A 22,299-nucleotide genomic window follows, 5' to 3' on the forward strand; every position below is an offset into this window, starting at 1 on the left:
CCCGATTGGCTATTCTAACACTGAGTTTACTTTACTTTTTCCATATATTCACCCTCAACGGTGTTAACGCGGATGACATCACCTTCTAAAACGTGGTAAGGAACCTGCACGACCGCACCGGTTTCAAGCGTTGCCGGTTTTTTAGAGGCACTTGAAGTATCCCCTTTAAAGTTTGGTGCCGTTTCAACAATTTTAAGTTCCATGATTTCAGGCGCTTCAACACTGATCGCGTTGCCGTTGTGGAAGATCATTTGAACATTCGTACCGTCTTTGATCCATTTCATCGCATCTTCACATTGATCGTACGTCAAACCAAGCTGCTCATAGCTTTCGTTGTCCATAAACTGAAGCATTTCGCCATCATCATACAAAAACTGCATCGTTGTGTGTACCAAATTCGGCACTTCGAATTTATCACCCGCATGGATCGTTTTTTCGATCACTTTTCCGTTAAGAAAACTTTTGACTTTACAACGGACAAATGCTGCACCCTTACCCGGCTTAACATGTTGGAACTCTACCACTTTGTACGGAACACCCGTAATTTCTAAACGTACGCCTTTTTTGATATCACCCATACCGATTGTTGCCATCAGGAAACCTTTTTCTGTCTTTATTTTGTCAGAATTTTACCCGAAACTGCGCTGAATTCCAAACCCTCTGTAACTTATGGTATGATCTTACCCATTAATTCTTTATCGTTTTAAAGGTTTTTAGCTCTAATAAATTGGTTAAAGTGTATAATGATTCTTATACATTTGATTATAATTACAAATACACCACAAGGAATTATCTGAATGACAACCCTTTCACGTATTTTCAGTACATCGCTTTTGATCGGCTCTTGCCACCTCATGGGAGCGGGACTTTCGCTCCCCGCCGCGTTGGAAATTTTAGACAATAACAATCTTGAAATCAAAACGACTGCACTCGATGTCCAAAGTGCCGCAAGCGATACCGCCATTGCAAAAGGGTACAATTTCGGCTCACTCGATTTTACCCAGACCGCAAGCCGTTCCAATGACGCGGGCAATGTTTTCGGGTTTAAACTCAGCTCACGGGAAGCAAGTTTCGGAGATTTTGGGTTTAATGATTTTTTGAACAATATGGGATTAATCGGTGTTGATAATCAACAATTGTTAGCCATCCAGCCTAAAGATTTAAACTACCCCGGCTACCAAAACTATTACCAAAGCAAACTCACCTACATGGTTCCTCTCTATACCGGCGGCAAATTGAGTGCCTACAGTGACATCAGCGAAAAAATGGAACAAATCAAAAAACTCGATGCCGATCATATGAAAACCGAAAAACGGTATGAATTGCGCAAAAGCTATTACGATATGGCACTGCTGCAAAGCTCCCTCGACCATATTAAAATCATTTATAAAAACATTATGACGTTGGAACATACGACCCAAATGATGATCAAAGAAGGGTATGCTAAAAAAGTCGACCTTCTCGAAGTAGAAGCCCGTAAAGCGAATGTTGAACGAAGCATTACCGAGATGGAAGCGAATCAAAAACTTCTCTATCACTACCTCAGTTTCCTTTTGAACCAAACGATCACCGAGATCGAACTTCCAAAAAACGACTATCCTGCTTCAGCTATCAGTGAATCTGACGTTTTGGCCAACAACACCGATCTTCAAAAAGCCTCCCAGGGATTAGAGATTCGCGAAAAGATGGTCGATCTCGCCTATGCCCCTTTCCTCCCGCAAATCGGAGCATTCGCCGAAGCTTCCAGCGCGGACAATACTTTTTTAGGTAATTTTAACGATCACAAAGCATATACGATCGGTGCCAAACTGAGCTGGAATCTCTTTAACGGAGGGGTCGACAAAAACTCTCTGGAAAAAGCCCGTATCGAAAAAATGAAAACATCGGCACAGGTAGAATTGGCCAAAAAAGGGATTGCGCTGCAGTTTGACAAAATCCGAACGGAAATCGACAGCCTCAATGCCCAAGTCAAAAGCCTTGAAAAAGAGTTGGAACTCTCAGAACAAATCTATAAAAACTACGAAGGACGCTATTCCGAGAACCTGGTATCGATGAGCGATGTGATTATCAAACAATCCATGCAGATCGAAAAAGTCTTGACCCTTCAATCGGTTAAAAATCAACGTAACGAGCGTATCTTCGCCCTCGAAAAACTTAGCAACGGAGTTAAATAATGAAATTTTGGATTACATCACTTGCATTGGGCGCTACCCTCAGCGCTGCCGGTCTCAGCCTCTCAGGAAGCGTTATCAGCGATAACCAGAAAATGATTACCAGCCGAAATATGGGATTTGTCACTTCCGTCAATGTCTCTGAGGGTTCGCGCGTCCGCAAAGGAGACGTTCTCTATACGATTGATTCCAGAGAAGTCGATTCGGCCAAAACACAAGTCGAAATGGGAATATCCCAAGCGGAACTCTCCCTTCAGATGTACCAAAACCAATACCAAAATCTTGAGCTCAACCTTGAACGGCACAAACGTCTCCTGCAGCAGGATATGGTCTCACGTTACGAAGTCGAAAATCTTGAGCTCTCCCGGAAGAATCTTCTGCACATGATTCAGATTTCCGAACGTCAGGTCAATCAGGCAAAAGCACGCCTTAAAGAGGTCAACAATCAGTACAACTACCTGAATGTCAGCGCCCCGAACAACGGTGTTGTCATCTCCAAAAATATCAAAGTAGGCGAGATGGCGATGCCGGGAATGCCGGCCATCGTACTGGCAGATTTGAGCGATCTCAAAATCGATGTAGAAGTAGCCGAAAGTTCTCTGCATCTCATCAAAGTCGGAAAGAGAGTCAAAGTCTCTATCCCCTCCGTCGGATTTGTAGGGATCGGAAAAGTGAGCGCCATAGTACCCAGTTCCAATCCGGTAACCCATTCGTTTAAAATCAAAATATCGTTCAAAGCCATGCAAACGGTCTATCCCGGAATGTACGCTACTGTCGAAATCGAATAGGAGACTGAATGCACGCACCCCATTCCTTTCAACCAAAAGATTCCGCCGGAAAACTTGCAAAAAGTTTTTTGCGTAATCCTCTGACCCCTATCTTAGGTATTTTTCTCCTCGTCATCGGTTATATGGCACTTATGCTCATGCCGCGTGAAGAAAATCCTCAAATGGTCGTGAGCGGTTCAACCGTGATCATCGCCCTCCCCGGTGCCACTGCCAGCGAAGTCGAAAATGTCATCGTCAAACCGCTGGAGCGCAAACTCAAAGAGGTCAAAGGGATCGAACATATTCACGGCATGGCGATGGACAATGTCGCCGTCTTGAACGCTGCTTTTTTTATCGGTGAAGCCAAAGAAGATTCCAATCTCAAAATCTATGACAAAATCATGCAAAATATCAGCATCCTCCCCAAAGGTGCCATGCAGCCGATTATCAAGCCTCTCGACATCGACGTCGACATCCCTATCGTATCGGTCGCATTTTATGCCAATAATCCGGATATGGATCCTACGGTACTTTATGATCACGTCAAAGAGATTCAGCACCATATCAACGGTTTGCCGAATGTCGCCGTAACCGATATCAAAGGTGCCAAGAAACATCAGTACAATGTTTTGGTCGATGTAAACCGTCTCTCGGGCTATAACCTCTCTCTGGGACAAATCGTCCAGGCCGTCCAATCGCTTTCGTATAATGTTCCGGAGATCAAAGGTAAAACGCAGGATAATCAAATTGTCATGATCGGCGTGCGTAATGCGATCGAAAGTGTCGAAGATGTCGGAAATATCATCGTTGCCCAAAATTTTGGTTCAGCGATCTATCTGCGTGATATCGCCACCGTCACGGCGGGTGAAGATATCCAGAACTTTAAATCGGCTCTGGTAAGCATCAAAGACGAAAACGAAAAATTCTCTCCGCTCAAAGACCAGGTCACCCTGACCGTATCCAAGCTTCAGGGAACCAACGCCGTTATCATCTCTGAAGCGGTCAAAAAAGAACTCGAAAAATACAAAGAACAGATGAAAAATGAGGGGATCAGCTATGTCATTACCCGCAACGACGGTGAACGTGCCAATGAAGCGGTGAATGAACTCGTCTTCCATCTGCTCCTCTCTATCGTCATTATCGCCATTTTGCTGGTCTTTGTACTGGGCTGGCGTGAATCACTGATCGTCACCTTTACGGTCCCTGCGATCTTGGCAATCACCCTGTTTGTCGCCTACATGACGGGACAAACGATCAATCGTATCACCCTCTTTGCTTTCTTGCTGAGTCTGGGGCTTTTGGTCGATGCGGCAATTATCGTTATTGAAAATATCCATCGCCATCTGCATGCTCCCGATGTTGCCGAGCGCGATCTCGATGAGCTGATGGTCGAAGCCACCGATGAGATCGGTGCCCCGACCAACATTGCGACTTTGGCGATCATCCTCACCATGGTTCCGATGGCATTCGTCGGACAGATGATGGGACAGTTCATGAAACCGATCCCCGCAAATGTCCCGGTAGCCCTGGTCGCTTCTTTGTTCGTGGCTTATATCTTTACCCCGTATCTGGCGGTACGATTGCTTAAAAAACCTGACCATCATACAGAGGCTCACTGATGTACAAAAAATTTGAAAATTATTTATTAGAGATTTTGAATTCTCCAAAAAAGAAAAATATGGTTCTTTGGGGGACATTGATCGCATTTATACTTGCCGTGGCATTGATTCCGACAAAACTGGTTTTAGCCAAAATGCTTCCGGGCAAAAACAATGATACATACTCGATTTATATCGATCTGCCAAACGGAAGCTCGATCGAGCAGACACGCCAAGTGAGTGATTGTACGGTCGGAATCATTCAACAAGAGCCCGAAGCGCTGGATACCGAAGTCTTTTTAGGCACAGGTTCCCCTCTGGATTTTGCCGGATTGATCAAAGGTTCCCATTTTAAGAACTCTGAAAATGTCGCCGAAATCGTTGTCAATCTGACCAAAAAGCATCACCGTGAAGAGCCATCCTACATGATGGTCCAACGTCTCCGTCCTGTGATTGTCAAACAATGTGAAAGTATCTATCCGCAAACCAGCATCAAATTTATCGAGCCGCCGGCAGGCCCTCCGACCATGGCGGCTGTCGTTGCCGAAATATACGGTTCAAATGCCGAAGGTATCCGCCATCTAAGCGAACGGGTCGAAGGGGTGTTTAAAAAAACAGACGGCCTGGTTGACGTCGATATCATGCAAGATGAGATCTTCGATAAGTTTGAAGTGCGTGTCAATACCGATAAAATCTCCAAATCCGGTCTCAATGTCAAACAAGTCAACGACATCTTGTATCTGGCATTCGAAGGAATGGGTGTTGCCGTCAAAAATTCCCAAAAAGCGACCGATCAGATTCCGATCTTTTTGACCCTGACTCCTGAGGGTAAAAAATTTGATTCTCGGGACCAAACAGCGATTGTACTGAAACTCGCCAGTCTGAAACTGATGAATCAGATGGGGATGATGGTCCCCATTACCGAAGTAGTCAATATCGTAACCGTCAAATCGAATCCGATGATCGCTTCCAAAGACCTTCACCAAATGAGCAACGTTTTGGCCGAAACCGATATGGTTTCCCAAGTTTATCCGCTGATGGCATCACGAAATACGATCCTCGATACTTTTGGCGATGAGTATGAAATTAGTAAAACCGGCCTTTTTGATCTTCAGCTTGTCGATAAAAAGAGCAAGCAGGTCTATAATTTAAAGTGGGACGGAGAGATGAAAGTAACCCTCGATACCTTCGTTGATCTGGGAGGTGCGTTCATTGCCGCACTGATTCTGATCTTTCTGCTTATGGTGGTCTACTATAAAAGCTTCGTCCTCAGCGGCATCATTTTACTCGGAAGCTTCCTCTCAATCATCGGGGTTATTTTCGGGCATTTGATTATGGATATCTTCACCACCGATACGTTCTTCCTGACGGCGACGTCATTGATCGGTTTTATCGCCCTGATCGGTATCAGCTCACGCAATTCTCTCTTGCTGATTGATTTCACCAAATCGCTGATGCAGGATAAAGGGATGCATAAAAAAGAGGCGATCGCCTACGCAACCGCAACCCGCGCCAAACCTATTTTCCTTACCGCGGCAGCGATTATCCTCGCTTCGACCCTTTTGGCCAGCGATGCCGTATTCGGAGGGCTTGGAGTATCCCTTATTTTTGGTACAATTGCAGCTGTCATCGCATCGCTCATTGTTGTTCCCGTACTGATTCATAATTCCGATTTGGAACGCCATTTCAACTTTCACGAACGTAAAGCGGTATCGATCATGGAGCCATAAAAGAACGTGTTTACCCCTATCACCCAGATATCTACCAATGTCATGAGCGATTTGCTTCATGTTGCCAATATTCGGGGTATCTCGGCTGACGGGATCGATTTTGACCTGCTCTCCTATGAGACCTATTTCAAAGGGACGGTCGAAGATGAGTGGGAACCTTTTGAGGGGAATAACCTTTTAGACCGCACGACTGAAGTAGAAATCCGCTCCAAGATTTTTTTGCTTCGCCAAGAATATGAAGTCCGCTTCCATGAATTCACACCTCACCCCTATCTTGATTTACGGATGAAGCTCGCTACCGACAAATATAAAAGCAAGGTCGTCGCCCTGATCGATCCCAGATCGACCATTCCCCTTAAAAAAGGGGTTCAGGAGTGGATTAAAGAGGCGTTGACGCGTAAGCAGCTTCGACATGGTTTGATGATCGGCCTGTATGAACAAAACCTTGATCGCGAAATCAACCGTTTACTCCTTAAAATTCAAAAAGAGGGACCGCTTAAAGCTCCCTACCGGCTTCCGATCGGTGAGTTTTTCCCCCCGATTCTTCCGACCAATGATGCCATTATCCTGCACTATAAACAAAATAAAGAGAAAAAAAGTCTCATTGAAGGGGTTCAGCCCGGCGAATTGATTTTCGAATATATTTTTCCAAAATATGGACGGGACGGAAGAGGATGTGACGGTAATTTTATCAGCGTTCCCGAGCCCAGTACCAAATATGCCGCCTACAATGCCATCGATGAAGAGACGATCAGCAGCGAAGAAGATCTCAACAGCATCCGCTTTTACGCGAAAGTGTCCGGTTTTATCGAACGTAAAAAAGGGGTCTTTACCGTCTCCCAAGAGCTCCAAATCGAGTCCGCCAGTTTCAAAAAAACCGGTTCCATTGAAACCGGAATCGATAAAGATATCTCCTTGAAAATCAAGCAAAACGTCTCCAGTGAAGACTCTGTCGGCACAGGGGTCAACATCGATGTCCAAAAGCTTGACGTTACGGGAACCGTTGGAAAAAATGCAAAAATCCAAGCCTGTGAAGTCAATATCGGGGCACAGACCCATCGTGATTCACAAATCAGCGTCACGGAAATCGCCCAGATTCATCTCCACCGGGGCAATCTTAAAGCCAGAGAAGCCCATATTGATATACTAGAAACCGGAAAAGTAGAAGCCGATATCGTCCATGTCAAAAAAATGGTGGGTGGCGAGATTATCGCTCGGGAGGTTCATATCGACCTGCTCCATTCCAACGCCCGGATAATCGCACTTGAATCGATTACTGTGCAAAACATTCAAGGAGAAGGGAACAATCTTATTATTGATCCCCATGCGATTGAGAGCTACCACGAAAAAATATCGGCATTGGAGATTCAACTCAAAGATAAAACGTCCCGTATCCAAATGCAAAGTAAAGAGTATATCACCCGCCAGCTCTCTTTTAAAGAGAAAAACAGCCGCATTAAAGAGATTCAACAGCGTGTCATCAATGCACAAAAAAGTGGAACCACTCCCATGAAAGCCGATCTTATCCGCATCCAGCAATACAAAACCGAAGCCGAAGCGCTCAAAACCTTTCTGGAAACGCTAAAACAATCCGAAGCAAAGCTTCATACTTTGCAAGACGAACTTAACAAACTCTACGAAGCCGATATTCATGCGCTCATCATCCATAACGGGCTCTATAACGGCCATAACCGGATTCTCGTTATCGACCCCAAAAACCATCGGGAATATTCGATTACCCCGCAGGGAAAAGCCACCAGAATCACCCTGCGTCAAGAGGGTGATGAGAAAAAATTTCTATTAGAAGCCTAAAAAATTCCAACTTCTTTTTCAAACCTCACCGCGTTTTAACTTCTTACGGTAAAACACTTGCATGAAATTAACAAACCTAATTCTTACTACCCCTTATTTATCTCTTGAGCCGATTTTTTACCATGAGGTTTCTCCCACACCTCTGAAAAATCCGCGCCTGATCAGCCACAATCCTCCCGCTGCTGAACTGATAGGGCTCGATCCCTCACGCTTAAATGCCAAAGAGCTGGAGGAACTTCTCAACGGTACCTTGCTCTTAGAAGGCTCGCGCCCCTATGCGATGTGTTATGCCGGACATCAGTTTGGATACTACGTCCAGCGTCTCGGAGATGGGCGTGCGATTAATCTGGGAATGACGAACGGCTGGAATCTTCAGCTCAAAGGTTCAGGGCAGACCCTCTATTCGCGTCAGGGCGACGGACGGGCCGTGTTACGTTCCTCTATCCGCGAATATCTGATGAGTGAAGCGATCGATGCTGCGGAAAAGAACGATTTTACCCTCGTGAATGACTTGCTCGCCCTGGCACAGAACCCCTATGATGAACATGAACGGTTTGAACGCTATGCACAGCCGACACCGCATGCATTCAAAAACCTCAAATTGAGCTGCTCTTCCTAAAGAGCTTCTCACCCCTCGCAACTGATAATTAATTCATCATGAGTAGTAATTAAATGGTAATAATTGAAAAATGTGATTAATTTTTGAGCAAAGCACCGGCTTCTTTCCTTCTTCTTCTCACTTATACTGTCACCGTAATTCAACCTAAATTATTTTGAGCAGGAATACTATGCAGCGCAATCATCTTATCGGTTATATGCCCGACGTCCAAAATTTTGAAAAAAATATGAATACCCTCTCCGGAAAATGGGATTTACTCACGCTTCTGGGTTCAATGTCCAATATAGGCATGGATACGAGTGAAACACGCAAAGCGTTTGAGGACTTGCTCGATGAGCCGCTAAAGCGTCTGATCGAAGAGACCTTTAACAAAAGTCTCAATGAACTCGAGTCAAAAGCACAAACAGCGATTGACATTCTGATCCGAAATCTTTTCGAGCGTACCGCCGATATCGGTTTTCTCGCTACCGATGATGATATCCGCGATTATCTTCTCTTTTTGCATTCGGCCGATATGACCGCCTCCGAAGAGATACGCGAAATTAAAATCAAGAAAAAAGAGGCACTTACGGAGCGATTTGCAGAATACGTATCCAAATACAGTGTCTATGAAAACATCATTCTCCTCGATCTAAAAGGGAAAGTGCTCGTACAGCTCGACACGGCTAATCCTGTCACCTTTTCAAAAGATCCTCTGATCCAAGAGTCACTGCGAACCCATCAAGGATATGTCGAAACCTATCGTGCAAGCGATCTTACCCATCAGAAACATTCCCTCATCTATTCTTATCGTGTCTGCAATCCCGATAATGATGAACCGCTGGGAGTATTGTGTCTTATTTTCCGATTTGAAAATGAGCTAAAAAGTATTTTTCATAAACTTACCCGTGACAATCCCTATATCGCACTCGAACTGCTCAATCCGCACGGGGAAGTGATCGCCTCGTCATCTGCCCATCATGTTCCGGTCGGTTCGCATCTGCCGCCGCGCAACAATGAGGACCAGCAAACGTACTATGCCGGTTTCGAATACCTCTACAAAGCGGTCAAAACAACAGGTTATCAGGGATACAACGGGTCAGGATGGATCGGACATGCAATGGTGCCGCTTCACTTGGCATTTCGCGCCTCATCGCGCTCCACATTTTTAAAAAATGATTTGTTCGATACGGTGGCCAATGCAAAAACCTATTATCCCCAAGAGCTCCAGGATATTTTGGCAAAAGCCAAAAAGATCCAGAGTGAACTGGACATCACCGTCTGGAACGGAAATGTCCAAATTGCCAATAAGTCCGGCCACGAAAGCCCCTTTACCAAAGCCCTTCTTTCGGAAATATCGAAAACAGGCGAAGAGACCAAACGGGTTTTTGATCATACGGTTGCCAACCTTAATACGGCAATGCTGATTCAGCATCTTGAAGAGTTAAAATTCCAATCTTCTCTCGCAATCGACATTATGGACCGCAATCTGTATGAACGGGCGAATGATTGCCGATGGTGGGCGCTGACAACAACCTTTCGCGAATCCCTCTCCCATACGCATCTGAGCGATGAAGAACGGGAAAAAATGAATACGATTTTAGAGTACATTAACGGTCTTTATACCGTGTACAGCAGTATGTTCATTTATGATCGCGAAGGGACTATTATCGCGGTCTCCAATCCGTCTGAGCATTCAATGATCGGCAAAAGAGTGGGATATTCATGGGCGCTTGAAACGCTGGATCTCAAAACCACACAGGAGTATGTCGTATCGGCGTTCGAACCGTCTCCTTATTATTCCAATCGTTCAACCTATATCTATAATGCCTGTATCCGCAATTTTAACGAGGAGAATGTCGGCGGAATCGGAATCGTCTTTGATGCCGAATCTCAGTTCGAAGCAATGCTGCACGACACGCTCCCAAAAGACGAAGGCCATCTCGTTCCGGAGGGGATGTTCGCCCTTTTTGTTGATCGCAGCGGACGTGTCATCTCAACTACAACTTCCACCATCAATGTGGGAGAAATACTCCAGCTTCCGGTATCCATTCTGGAACTCAGCCCCGGACAAAGCGATGCGCAGGTTCTCCCTTATAACGGAGTCTATTACACCCTCGGTGCAACCTGCTCAAACGGATACCGGGAATACAAACAAAGCGACGGATACGATAACGATATTATCGCACTCCAATACCGTCCTATCGGCGAAATGCAGGTTATCGGCAGTGAAGTTCCCCTGCAGCGTATCTATACCTACCCTAAAGCTAACGGTAATGAAGAGACCTCTGAAATATCGACCTTTTTCGTCGGAGGGTCACTCTTCGCAATCGAATCCAAAAATGTCGTCTGTTCCCTTGTTCATCAAGAACTCACCTCAATCCTTCACTCCAGTGAATACAATTTGGGTGTCATCAGCTATGACAAAAGGATGATCAGCGTTATTTCGCTTGCTAAATTGCTCGGAATGGAGAAAAAATACGATAAAGAGCGTGACACCGTCATTCTGGTAAAAGCGGTGATTGAAAAACAGGTTGTTTATCTGGGTCTGGCCGTGGATTCTATTTACAGCAGTCCTGAAATTCCGATCCGCTCTATCAGCCATTACAGCAATATTTTGAAAAATGAAAACACCCTGACCAAAGCGGTCATTATTCCCGATCATGCGGAAGATTTCGGAAATGAGATGATTTCAATCCTCGACATTCCGAAAATCTATATGCAGCTTGTGCAGCCCTATTCACATCCGATGCACAAAGTGATGGCGTAAGATTATTGATTGATTTTACGGCCGATTTTGGACTCAACCGAATCGATTTTACCTTTTAGCCGTCCGAGTTTTCCTTCTCGGATATCAAGCTTAATCGTCGAATACACTCTCTCGCATCCGGCTAACTGCTCGTAAGAGCGTTCAACCACGTTTAGTGCCTCTTTAATGCTCTCACACTCGACGATCGTTCCCATCGGGGTGAGTTGATAAGGCAATCCGCTCTGATCGATCATATCGATGATTTTGGCCACCTGATGAGAGACGGATGATCCCTCACGACACTCATCGCTAATCGGGAACATCGCAAACTCTAATAATACACTCACAGATCATCCTTCAGGGTATTTTCGCTGTAGCTGAGCCTCAATCCGTCCTCGCTCATGACGAAGCCGTGAATGGCGATTTTCCCCTCATGCACGAGGCGGTGATGCTTGGCACACAGCGGTATAAGATTATAGCGGTGGTTCATCCCGTAGTGACCGATCGATCCGCCGTCATCCGCATTCGCCTGCGGGACGATGTGATGGACTTCATCGACCGCTTCATCACATAAGGCACATTTGGTCAAAAAGAGTTTGGCGTTGTAGCGGCTCTTTTTCTCCCGTTTCAACAACGACGCTTCATGCGTTTTGTCGGTGATGCGTCCTCGGATCTCATACGCTTTTTTCAAAAAAGTCTCATCCATATGGAGCGATTTGGCAAACTCCAGTCCGTACAGCGTCGAGCCGCTCCCGATTTTCAGTTTGCGGTCATAGACCAGTTTGTCGCTTGCCTCATCGTAATAGACTCCCAGATGCAATAAAACAATCTCTTTCGCCTTTTCGATCTCACTGAGCGATGAGAGCTGATGCAAGTGGGTTGCAAAGATAAAGAGACTGCCGATCTCACGCAGTTTGAGGATCGCACTTGCGACAATCGCCAATGCCGATTCCGTCTCGGTTCCATGACTGATCTCATCTCCCAGAATGAGGGTATTGGGTGTCGCACGGTTAAAGATGTTGCGCAGTTCGAGCATCTCGACCGCAAACGTCGAAAGCCCTTTGTAGAGATTATCCTTTGAGACGATACGGGTCAGCAGTTTATCGACCGGGGCAAATCGGAGCATGGCGCACGGAACGAAAAATCCCCCCTGTGCCATCACGACCGCGAGACCGATACTCTTCATCAGGGATGACTTGCCGCTGGAGTTGATCCCATAAAGCAAAACCCCTTTGGCATCTTCGCCGCTCTCGAGGGTTGTGTGTTCCTCATAGGTATGCTTGTCTGCCGCGCCTAAAAACAGATCGTTCGGAATAAATATCCCGTTCTCTTCGCGTGATTCGATGAGAGGATGGCGCAGCCCGACGGCTTCGATAAACGCTTTATCGGAAGGAACGATAACCGGCCGAACGTAGCGGTACTGCTTGGCACATTTCGCACCGCTAAGCGATACATCCACAACGGCGAGAAAAGAGATTAAATGCTCGATCGCATGCGAATACCGTTTCTCAATCTCTTCGAGATATTCTCGGTAGCGCTCTTTGACCTGCGCGATCATCCGTGATTTTGCTCCGGCATTTTCGATCGAGAGTTCATCGAGGAGACTGGATGAGAGTTTAACGGTTGTTTTGAGTTTACGAACCTGAAAATCGCGGAAAAAGTAATGTTTCCCCTCCAACGTAAAAAAGCTGTTGTGCAAAGCCTCTTCAACATTGACATAACGGTTGCGGGTCATGAGCAGATGGTAGCCCTCACTCTCCAGCCAGCCTATCGAGGCATAGGAACCGCCCGATTCAAAAAAGGTATCGATATGCTCGATGATGGCGGTGAGCTTCGCTTCATTATTGCTCTGCAGCTGTTCCAGTGCATCGATTGCGGGATCGATCCCTGCGTTAAAGAGGTTCTCATCCACCTGATCCCGACGAAATTTGGCACACGATTCGATATTGAAAAGCCGGCGGAGTTCATTGGCGCAAAGGGAGCACTCCATCGCACTCGCTTTGTCATATCCTATCCCTAAGCGCTTGGCATCCTCAAACAAACTCTCCGCCGCAGAGAGCGATGCATGGAAATACGCGAGTTCAAACGGATGAAGTTTCCCGAGTTTGAGACGGCGCAGTATCCGTTCTAAGTCATACACCTCTTTGAGCTTTGTCTCCAGCGGAGCGATATGTTCGCCCATCTTATCGATCAGATCATAACGCTCTTCCAGGAGTTTGGCCTCACAGATCGGATTGAGAAGACGTTCTCGCAAAAGCCGTTTCCCCATCGCCGTCGACGTTTTATCCACCAGTTTGAGCAACGTCATCTCATCATGGTCACGCGAAATAATCCCCAGCTGCTCCGCCGCGTTATTCCCCAGATACATATAGCGCGCCGTCCCCAAAAAGGTCGGCCGATTCATCTTCTCGATAATTCCCGCATCATGATCGATAATGACGTTGATGAGGATACACAGCGATTCCGAAGCATACGGAAAACGTTCCAAATCCAGATACTCGATCGGACTGAGGAGTGAGCGTATCTGATAAATCCGCTCGAACAGTTCGTTTTGGTAATCGATCCGGATACGCTTCTCATTACGGGAGGTGCGGTGGTGATTTTTGATTTCAAGATACCGGCTTACCTCCTCTTCATCAATGTCCCCCGCACAGAACGTCACCACGACTTCAGAGGTTTGATAGCTTTGCAAAAGGGTAAAGACTTCATCGAGGGCGTAGGTTTTGTCCTCACGTGTCCCGTGTATCTCATTGATCAGCGTTTTTCCCGTCCCGACATCGATCGCCGAGTACCCGATTGAATAGACGCCGTTGTTTTGATCGATCAAAAGAGAAGCAATATAGTTTTCGCTCGCTTCGGCGATGTAATCGAAGTTCGTACCCGGGGAAATGATATTGGAGATGTATCGGCGGATATGGGGGACTTCCCCCTGCTGACGGACGAGGACAATCGTGTATTTTTTCGACTGTACCAAACGGCTGAGATACCGTTCGATCGACACCGTCGGAACCCCGGCCAAAAGGGGATTTTGAATCGAGTTTTCGAGGATTGTTTTATTTTTACGGGTGAGCTGGATATTGAGAAACTCGGCGACCTCTTTGGCTTTTCCGATCTTCATTGTTTCATTATTGACCTCGTAGACCTCGAAAAAAGAGCCTACTTCGATAATAACGAGGGTGTCAGGTCCGTATTTGGCTTCACATGCCGCTTGGAGTTCAAAATAGATTTCGGAGAGGAGCTTCTTTTTGTCGTTTAGTATTTCCCCGATTTCTTCCGTATTCATCCAAACTCCGCAATAAAAAAGTATTTTATTATAACCCAATGGCACTAAAAGCTATCTATGTTTTGATTAAGTGTTCGCTATACTGTAATCAAGAAAAGTCACAGTACATGAAGGTTATAAATGGACAAAATACGGATAAAGGCAACACTGCTTTCGATATTCATTGTCCTTTTATTGATCGGATACTTTTTTTTCAATGCAATAGAGAGTAAAAAGCATTCTTTAGATGAAAAAATGCAAGAACATCGTGAGCTGTTGCAGAATATCTATAAACTTTCCGTTCTCGGTGCCGAAAAATCCCTCAATAATCTCGCCTTTCAAATGCTCACCGACCAAAAAGTTGTTGATGCCTTTGAAGCGCGAGACCGTGATACTTTATACCGATTGGCTCTTCCATATTTTAAAGAAGCAAATGAGCGTAATGAAGTCCATTTAAGCGGTTTTATCCGAGATGACGGAATTCATTTTTTACGTCTTACCGATCCAAAAAAATTCGGTGACGACATAGCAGCGAAGCGCCCAATGATCGCTGAAGCGTTGCAAACACGTAAACCCATTGTTTCTTTGGACGTTACTCTTTACAATATTTCGATTGTAACGCTTGTCCCTGTTTTCAAAGAGAACCATTTTTTAGGCTTATTGCAAGCATCCGTCAAAATCGACAAAATACAAGAAAGTCTCGATACCCATGACGGAATTAAAAGTGCTCTGGCTTTTGACTCGAAAATTCTTCATAAACTTCTCCCCAATAAACATTTAAAAGAGTATGGAAAGTATGCACTTATTTCATCTAATGACCCGTTATTCGAATCTTTACCCAATGATAATTTTTTAAAAAATTCTTATCTCTACACCTACAACGATAGAGCGTATTTTATCGCTACTGAAGAATTGCGTACCTATGCCAATAAATCTTTGGCCAAAATAGTATGTGCGATCGATGTAACCGAAGATGAAATCATCTACAAACAAGAGATACGTGAATTGATCGTTGTCAGTTTCTTGGTACTGGTGTTATTGAGTATCGTTTTACATTTTGGTTTTAAAACCCTGATTGATCAGATCAATAATCTCTCGTCTCAACATAGTAAGCAGCTGCATTATCAGCTTTATAACGATGTCCTTACACGGTTGCCTAACCGTAAAGCGCTCTATGAAGATCTTTCTCATAATTATTATCGAGGTGTTATACTCCTCAATATCGATAATTTTAAAGAAATGAATGATTTATACGGACATGAGATCGGAGATAAAATTCTCAATGCGATTAGTGAATCACTTCAAAAAGCGGTCATCGATTACCCGCTCAGCGTCTATAAAATGCACGCCGATGAATACGCTTTGGCTCTAACAGAAAGCTTACCGGAAAACAAGTTTCAAAATCTATGTCTGAATATTTTGCATACGCTGAATGAAAAGTATTACGATATCGACGGTATCACTATTTTCGTAACCTTGGCTATGGGTGCCGATATTTGTTTTGAAGATGGATGCGATTTGATCGGACGTGCCGATATGGCTCTGAAAACAGCAAAAAAATCGGGGTTTTCGTTTGTCAAATATCATGACGAACTGCACATTAAAGAAGAATATTTAAATAACATATCATGGACTAAAAAACTCAAAGATGCGATCGATGATCACCGTTTCGCCCTTTATTATCAAGGAGTACATGATACATCTACCCAAGCTGTTATTGAATATGAAGCGCTTATTCGGATTATTGACAAAGACGGATCTGTTATTCCTCCCGCTATGTTTTTAGAGATAGCCAAAAAAACACGTCTTTACATCCATATCACCCATTTTGTTATTAATGAGATTTTTGTACAGCTGCACAATACACCGTACAGTTATTCGATTAATCTCACGTTAGATGATATTCTGAATCAAGAAACACAAAAGATGATTTATACTCTTTTAAAACAATCTGACGTCGGTAATCGACTTATTTTTGAGATATTGGAAAGCGAAGGGATTGAAAACTTTGAAGAGGTCTCATCTTTTATTACACGTGTAAAACAGTACGGCTGTAAAATCGCTATCGATGACTTTGGAAGCGGATACTCTAATTTTGCTTATCTAATGCGATTGAATGTCGATTATCTCAAAATTGACGGATCGCTCATTAGAAATTTGGATATTGACTTAAGTGCCCAAGATATCGTAAGAACGATTGTTGAGTTTGCTAACCGGCTCAATGTTCAGACAATCGCCGAATTTGTCTCTTCCAGTTCAATTTACGATGAGTGTAAAGAACTCGGTATCGACTATATACAAGGGTATTATTTGAGTCAACCCCAAGCTACTGTATAACGGTATTTAATCGCTTCTAAAAATCGTAATTAAGTACAAAATTGTGCAAAGTCATTCCATTTTTTCGGAAAATAAAATTGTATTCTGAAGCCCCCGCTAATTGATATGTTTCACCCCGAGCTACTTTTCGTACCAAAAGATATTCAGCTTTAAGCCCTTGGAGCATGCCGCCAAAGCGATAAAAAATATCAATATCCCATTGGGCATAGCTTGGAGTACCATATTTATTGTATTTCCACTGTTTTGGATCCGTTTTGGTATATTCTCCATAGCCAAGGATTATATCTAAGCCGTTTAAACCCTGCCCTGCAAAATTGTGTTCCAGCGTGCTCAACCATGCATGACAATTGCCGCTTCCGTCACTGCGTTCGCGTTTCTGAAAAGTAAACAACGGTTCTTTGCCCCACTCTCTCGGGAATAAAAAGCGCCCTTCATCCGTTGTCCGATTATACGCAAAAGTCAATTTCGAATTTTCATACTTTAGCGCTGTTTTGACTCCGTAGGTCTTGCTCTTTTCACCTTCTTGCATATAAGACTTCGCCCTCAAAGCATTCGTCGGGTTGAGATTGTCTTCACCGTTTCCACCATCGCCGGATTGGCGTTCATCAATATATTGCAACCCATAAGAAAGGTCAACGCCATTCATAGAATGTGAATAATTAGCTTCTGCATAACCTAAATTAAATATATTTTCCAAATAATAATCCCACATATCCAAGCGGAATCCGCTCTTCGTTTCATAGCGGAGATTTCCGATAAAAAGCCCATCCGATGAAGTATTATTATAATAGTTACCGGCGACAGTAGTATCCAGTGCACTCATCCCCATCTCATATCCGTATCCCAAAGAATCCTCGACACTTTTCCATTCAGGGGTATTCCTATTCCAAAAAGCATTGATGTAACCGGCTTGGGCACTCCATCCGCTCATAAATACCGAAGTAGCCCATATTCCTTGCTCCAGAGTAGGAAGCATACGACCGTCCTGCGGATTAACGAACGGCGTATCCAGTTTCATCCGCCCTAGCGTAATAGAACTTTTGTCATACAGGTAACGTAAATACGCTTCACCGATTTTTGTCACACTCGAAGCATCGTAATCAGTAGAGTCGACTAATCCGACTACATAACGGGAATTTTTATTGGATGCGAGAGGTTCAATACTCTGAGTAGAGACATTGTCATTAATGAAGTGAGTCGTATAAAGAGCTATAGTACCTTGCAAATTTCTCCATTGCGGAGTCTGATAAAGAAGCTTTCCCCCTATTGCCGTTGCCTCATAATCACGTAATGGGTCTTGATTATCCTCAACCATCGTATAACTGCGGATTTGCCCATGAAGTGTCCCCCATGATACTTCCGCGTGTACATGAGATGTCAGTATTAATAACGTATGGAGTGTAACTTTTATACTTTTCATCTCAAATACCCTATGTTATTTTAATTTAGCTAATCTCATATTTTCAAAAAGTACTTGATTATAACGCAGAGGGATTGAAAAAAGAGGATAATGAAAAAACTGCAAGTGACTCCCGCATATGCGGGAAAAGAAAAAAAATTAGATGCGTGCGTAAGAAACGCTGATACACGCTTTAAGCGCTGCAAGTTCTTTGAGGGTTTTATCATTCACGACAGAATCAACGATAATAACAGCGAGTGCTTCACCGCTTTTATTGCGACCGAGACGGAAATCGGCGATGTTCACTTCATGTGCGGCAAGAAGCGTACCAACCTGTCCGATAACACCCGGTACGTCGGTATTCTTGAAAAGGATCATGTTTCCTTTTGGTTCGACATCGACACCGAAACCATTGATATCAACGATGCGTTGAACATCATCACCGAACATCGTTGCACTGATCTCGATAACGTTTTTATCGGTTGTCAATTTGACGGTGACAAGATTTTTATAGACAGTGCTTGCAGGAAGCTCTTCTGTCTCAATCTTGATTCCGCGCTCGCTTGCAACGAAATCGGCATTGACGTAATTGATCGTATCCCCTGAAATTTCAGCCAATGCACCGACGGTAACAAAGGTTGCAAGGGAATTGACGTATTCGGCAATATCGCCTCGTCCGCTGACTTTGATCGATACGATCGGTGCTTTGTTCATCTGAGATGCAAGAAAACCGATTTTTTGTCCCATTTCCAGGAACGGTTTAACAAAAGCAGGGATCTTAGTCTCGTCAATCGGCAAATTCAATGCATGCGGATAAGCAATCCCTTTAGCCGCTTCGATCGCTTGCTGTGCTGCTTCGACACCGATGTTGTATTGAGATTCGAACGTATTTGCCCCAAGGTGAGGAGAGACACAGATGTTATCCAAATCGAGAAGTTTATTATCGATAGCAGGCTCTTTGTTAAATACATCAATACCGGCGAAACGGACTTTCCCTGATTTGAGACCTTCATAAAGGGCATCCTCATCGTATAATCCGCCGCGTGCACAGTTGATTAGAACGACTCCGTCTTTCATTTTAGCGATCTCGTCGGTATTAATCATTCCGATCGTCTCTTTGTTTTTCGGCGTGTGGATCGTGATGATATCACAGGCTAAAATATCATCGAAATTTGTCGTATACTTAACACCGACATCCGTCGCTTTGGAAGGGTGGATATAAGGGTCATACGCGATAACATCCATCTCAAACGCTTTTGAGCGGATACCGACACGGCTTCCGATATTACCGAAACCGATAACACCGAGTTTTTTCCCTTTGAGCTCATACCCGTACCATTTTTCACGTTTCCATACACGCTGATTTTTCAAATGATCATGAGAGTACGGGAACATACGCATACAAGAGAGCATATGGGTCATTGTCAATTCAACCGCAGCAATCGTATTCGCTGTTGGAACGTTCATAACGATGATCCCCTCTTTTGAACATCCCGGGATATCGACATTGTCCACACCGACTCCGGCACGTACGATCGCTTTCAATCCGCGCCCTGCTTCAATAAATTTATCATCGACATCAGTTGAACTGCGGGTGATCGCGACATCCGCATCTTTGATTACGTCTAAAAGAGCTGTTTTGTCCATATCCGCAGCAAAAATCATCTCTACCTTGTCATCACGTCGAAGAATATTCAATCCCTCTTCATGGATGTGGTCACATACGACAATTTTAAATTTTTCCATTATTTTTCCTCTGTGTACGGCGATACGGTCGCCGTGATTTGGTAGGTTTTTAGTTTTGTTACAAGGGATGCAAGTTTAGATTGGTCGGTCGAATCGACCGTGAGGGTCATTACTTTACCCTCTTTGTGCATAAAATAAGGGAGTGCACTTTTTTTAAGTTCTTGTTTAACACAAAAGAGTTCGTACGAACTTTTCAGGCCGACAGAGAGTCTATACACTGCCGAAGCACTGCTTTCCCCGCCCATATCAAGTTTTAAACTCACCTCATTGACCGGGTAAAAATAGCCTTTCTCCTCACTGACGGAGAAACGGCTCATCCAATTCTTCTGCCCCGTAGGAGTCTCTGAAGATTGAATCTCATCATACTCAACAGCTTCCACTTTCGGAGCTGCCGGATTGATTTTATACAATAATATGACAATAAAAACGGCTACACCGGATGCTATAAGAGGAAATAGCCAGTAAGTAGCGCGTCGCATTAAATTATTTCAATTGGTCTTTAATCAAATCACCCAGACTGTGTGAATCATTGTCATTGATTTCATCCAACATTTTTTGGTCTTTAATACGCTCAAGTTTTTTCACTGAAAGACGGATACGATCACGTTTAGCATCAATGACTAAAATTGCCGCTTCAATCGTTTGTCCGATTTCCAACTCTTCCGGAATAAGAGGGTAAAGATCTTCGTTACGGATAAGAGCGTCAACGCCCCCTTCCAAAGAAACAAATACACCGAAATCTTTCACATCGCGAACCGTTGCCTGTACGACTTCGTTCATTTTGTGGTTGGTTGCAAATTGGTCGATCGGGCTCTCTTCCAATGATTTACGGTTCAAAGAGATTTTTTCATCTTCTGCATTGATTTTTGCAATTTTTACTTCGATCTCTTCACCGACTTTGAGAGTTTCTTTACATTTGACGTTTTTGTCCCATGAAAGATCTTGATTATGCAATAATCCCTCTACTCCGCCGACTTTAACAAATGCACCGAAATCGGTCAATGACGTAACCGTACCGGTAACGACATCACCCTCTTTGAATTTTTTGCTGAACTCTTCGAAAGGTTTCGGCTGAAGACGTTTGTACGATACACGCAATTTATGAGTTTTAGAGTTGATTTCGATAACTTCTACATCGATCTCTTGACCGACAGTGAGGTAATCTTTAGGGTGTTTAATATTTTTATCCCATGTGATTTCAGAGATATGCAAGAACCCTTCGATATCGTTTCCGAGGTCAACAAAAATACCGTACGGCTCGATGTTGCTGACGGTAACGGTGATGGTATCGCCCTCTTCCAATGCTTCTTCAACTTCTTGCCACGGATCTGATTGAACCGCTTTGATCGAAAGTGAAAGATGACGCTTGTCTTTATCGTATGCGATTGCTTTTACATTGACAACATCGCCCTCTTTGTAAAGCTTAGAAGGGTTAACCGGCCCTTTGTAGCTGATTTCATTGTAGTGAACCAAACCGTCAATTCCGCCGACATCGACGAACATTCCGTAACTTGTGATTTTTTTGACGGTACCTTGGATAACTTTATCCTCTTCCATCAATGCATCGATTACTTCTTTTTTGCGCTTACGCTCATCATTGAAAAGTTTGCGGCGAGATACAACGATCGATGCTTCTGCAGGATCAACTTTGACCACTTGTGCTTTGATGGTTTTACCGACAACTTGATCAGTCTCTTTGAACGCAGCCAATGAACGTGGAAGGAAGAAATGGACATCGTCCGCTTCCAAAAGGTATCCGCCTTTGTTTTTCTTCGTAACCAGTGCTTCAATCACAACCGATTCGAAATCATCTTTGTGCTCATTAATAAACGCAAGAGTTTTTTCTTGCTCAAGTACTTTTTTGTAGGAGATTTTTGGACGCTCATTGTAGTGTCCCATCACCATTACCATAATTTTATCGCCGACGTTAAAAAGAAGATTTCCCTGAGCATCACGGATTTCATCCAATGAAAGGATCCCCTCAAGTTTCTCACCGACGCCTACCAACGCGCGGTTGTCACTCTCTTGGATCTCTACTACTTCACCTTCTGTAATGAGTGTAGATTCTTGCTCTTTGAAAGATGCCTCTAACATCTCAGCAAAATTTTCTTCTTCGAACGATTCGTTATC

At 44.1% G+C, this 22,299-nt stretch carries 15 protein-coding genes; 8 read left to right on the forward strand and 7 right to left on the reverse strand.

Going from position 1 to position 22,299, the window contains the following annotated elements:
• Window positions 1-26 precede the first annotated feature (26 nt).
• On the reverse strand, window positions 27-593 hold the full coding sequence (efp, locus tag WAO38_RS06820) for an elongation factor P (protein WP_422235597.1): 567 nt from the start codon (window positions 591-593) through the stop codon (window positions 27-29).
• Window positions 594-797: 204 nt separating this feature from the next.
• On the opposite strand from efp, the gene WAO38_RS06825 reads away from it, so the two are divergent.
• From WAO38_RS06825 to WAO38_RS06855, 7 genes are all read left to right on the forward strand, one after another.
• Window positions 798-2,174 carry a TolC family protein gene (locus WAO38_RS06825; RefSeq protein WP_422235599.1) on the forward strand — a complete coding sequence of 459 codons (1,377 nt, stop codon included), beginning with the start codon at window positions 798-800 and terminating at the stop codon, window positions 2,172-2,174.
• Entirely contained in the window at window positions 2,174-2,959 is a 786-nt protein-coding gene (locus WAO38_RS06830) for an efflux RND transporter periplasmic adaptor subunit (RefSeq protein WP_422235601.1), read from the forward strand. Before WAO38_RS06825 ends, WAO38_RS06830 begins: the two co-directional genes overlap by 1 nt.
• Window positions 2,960-2,967: 8 nt before the next feature.
• Window positions 2,968-4,557, forward strand: coding sequence for an efflux RND transporter permease subunit (locus WAO38_RS06835; protein ID WP_422235603.1), 1,590 nt, complete (start codon window positions 2,968-2,970; stop codon window positions 4,555-4,557).
• Window positions 4,557-6,266, forward strand: a complete 1,710-nt coding sequence (locus WAO38_RS06840; protein WP_422235604.1) for an efflux RND transporter permease subunit — start codon at window positions 4,557-4,559, stop codon at window positions 6,264-6,266. The genes WAO38_RS06835 and WAO38_RS06840 overlap by 1 nt, the downstream gene beginning before the upstream one ends.
• Before the next feature lie 6 nt (window positions 6,267-6,272).
• On the forward strand, window positions 6,273-8,078 hold the full coding sequence (locus tag WAO38_RS06845) for a hypothetical protein (RefSeq protein ID WP_422235606.1): 1,806 nt from the start codon (window positions 6,273-6,275) through the stop codon (window positions 8,076-8,078).
• 61 nt (window positions 8,079-8,139) lie between these two features.
• Window positions 8,140-8,697 (forward strand): protein adenylyltransferase SelO family protein, encoded by a 558-nt coding sequence (locus WAO38_RS06850; protein ID WP_422235608.1) that lies wholly within the window; start codon window positions 8,140-8,142, stop codon window positions 8,695-8,697.
• Window positions 8,698-8,866: 169 nt separating this feature from the next.
• Window positions 8,867-11,446 carry a chemotaxis protein CheW gene (locus WAO38_RS06855; protein ID WP_422235610.1) on the forward strand — a complete coding sequence of 860 codons (2,580 nt, stop codon included), beginning with the start codon at window positions 8,867-8,869 and terminating at the stop codon, window positions 11,444-11,446.
• 2 nt (window positions 11,447-11,448) lie between these two features.
• Here WAO38_RS06855 and WAO38_RS06860 read toward each other — a convergent pair whose 3' ends face one another.
• Together WAO38_RS06860 and WAO38_RS06865 are read right to left on the reverse strand one after the other, a co-directional pair.
• Entirely contained in the window at window positions 11,449-11,772 is a 324-nt protein-coding gene (locus WAO38_RS06860; RefSeq protein WP_422235612.1) for a thiamine-binding protein, read from the reverse strand.
• Window positions 11,769-14,708: a MutS-related protein gene (locus WAO38_RS06865; RefSeq protein WP_422235614.1), complete on the reverse strand. Its 2,940-nt coding sequence runs from the start codon at window positions 14,706-14,708 to the stop codon at window positions 11,769-11,771. Before WAO38_RS06865 ends, WAO38_RS06860 begins: the two co-directional genes overlap by 4 nt.
• A gap of 120 nt (window positions 14,709-14,828) precedes the next feature.
• Here WAO38_RS06865 and WAO38_RS06870 point away from each other — a divergent pair, with 120 nt between their 5' ends.
• Window positions 14,829-17,024 (forward strand): EAL domain-containing protein, encoded by a 2,196-nt coding sequence (locus WAO38_RS06870; RefSeq protein ID WP_422235616.1) that lies wholly within the window; start codon window positions 14,829-14,831, stop codon window positions 17,022-17,024.
• Between the two features lie 16 nt (window positions 17,025-17,040).
• On the opposite strand, the gene WAO38_RS06875 is transcribed toward WAO38_RS06870, so the two are convergent.
• The 4 genes from WAO38_RS06875 to WAO38_RS06890 form a co-directional block, all read right to left on the reverse strand.
• The gene (locus tag WAO38_RS06875; RefSeq protein WP_422235618.1) at window positions 17,041-18,444 is read right to left on the reverse strand and encodes an OprD family outer membrane porin; all 1,404 of its coding nucleotides are present in this window, start codon (window positions 18,442-18,444) and stop codon (window positions 17,041-17,043) included.
• Between the two features lie 138 nt (window positions 18,445-18,582).
• The gene (gene serA / locus WAO38_RS06880) at window positions 18,583-20,169 is read right to left on the reverse strand and encodes a phosphoglycerate dehydrogenase (RefSeq protein ID WP_422235619.1); all 1,587 of its coding nucleotides are present in this window, start codon (window positions 20,167-20,169) and stop codon (window positions 18,583-18,585) included.
• Entirely contained in the window at window positions 20,169-20,648 is a 480-nt protein-coding gene (locus tag WAO38_RS06885; protein ID WP_422235621.1) for a hypothetical protein, read from the reverse strand. The genes serA and WAO38_RS06885 overlap by 1 nt, the downstream gene beginning before the upstream one ends.
• 4 nt (window positions 20,649-20,652) lie before the next feature.
• On the reverse strand, window positions 20,653-22,299 hold a 1,647-nt coding region (locus WAO38_RS06890; protein ID WP_422235623.1), incomplete at its 5' end, for a 30S ribosomal protein S1.

The sequence above is a fragment of the Sulfuricurvum sp. genome (assembly GCF_049277495.1).
In the GTDB taxonomy this organism is placed as follows: Bacteria; Campylobacterota; Campylobacteria; order Campylobacterales; family Sulfurimonadaceae; genus Sulfuricurvum.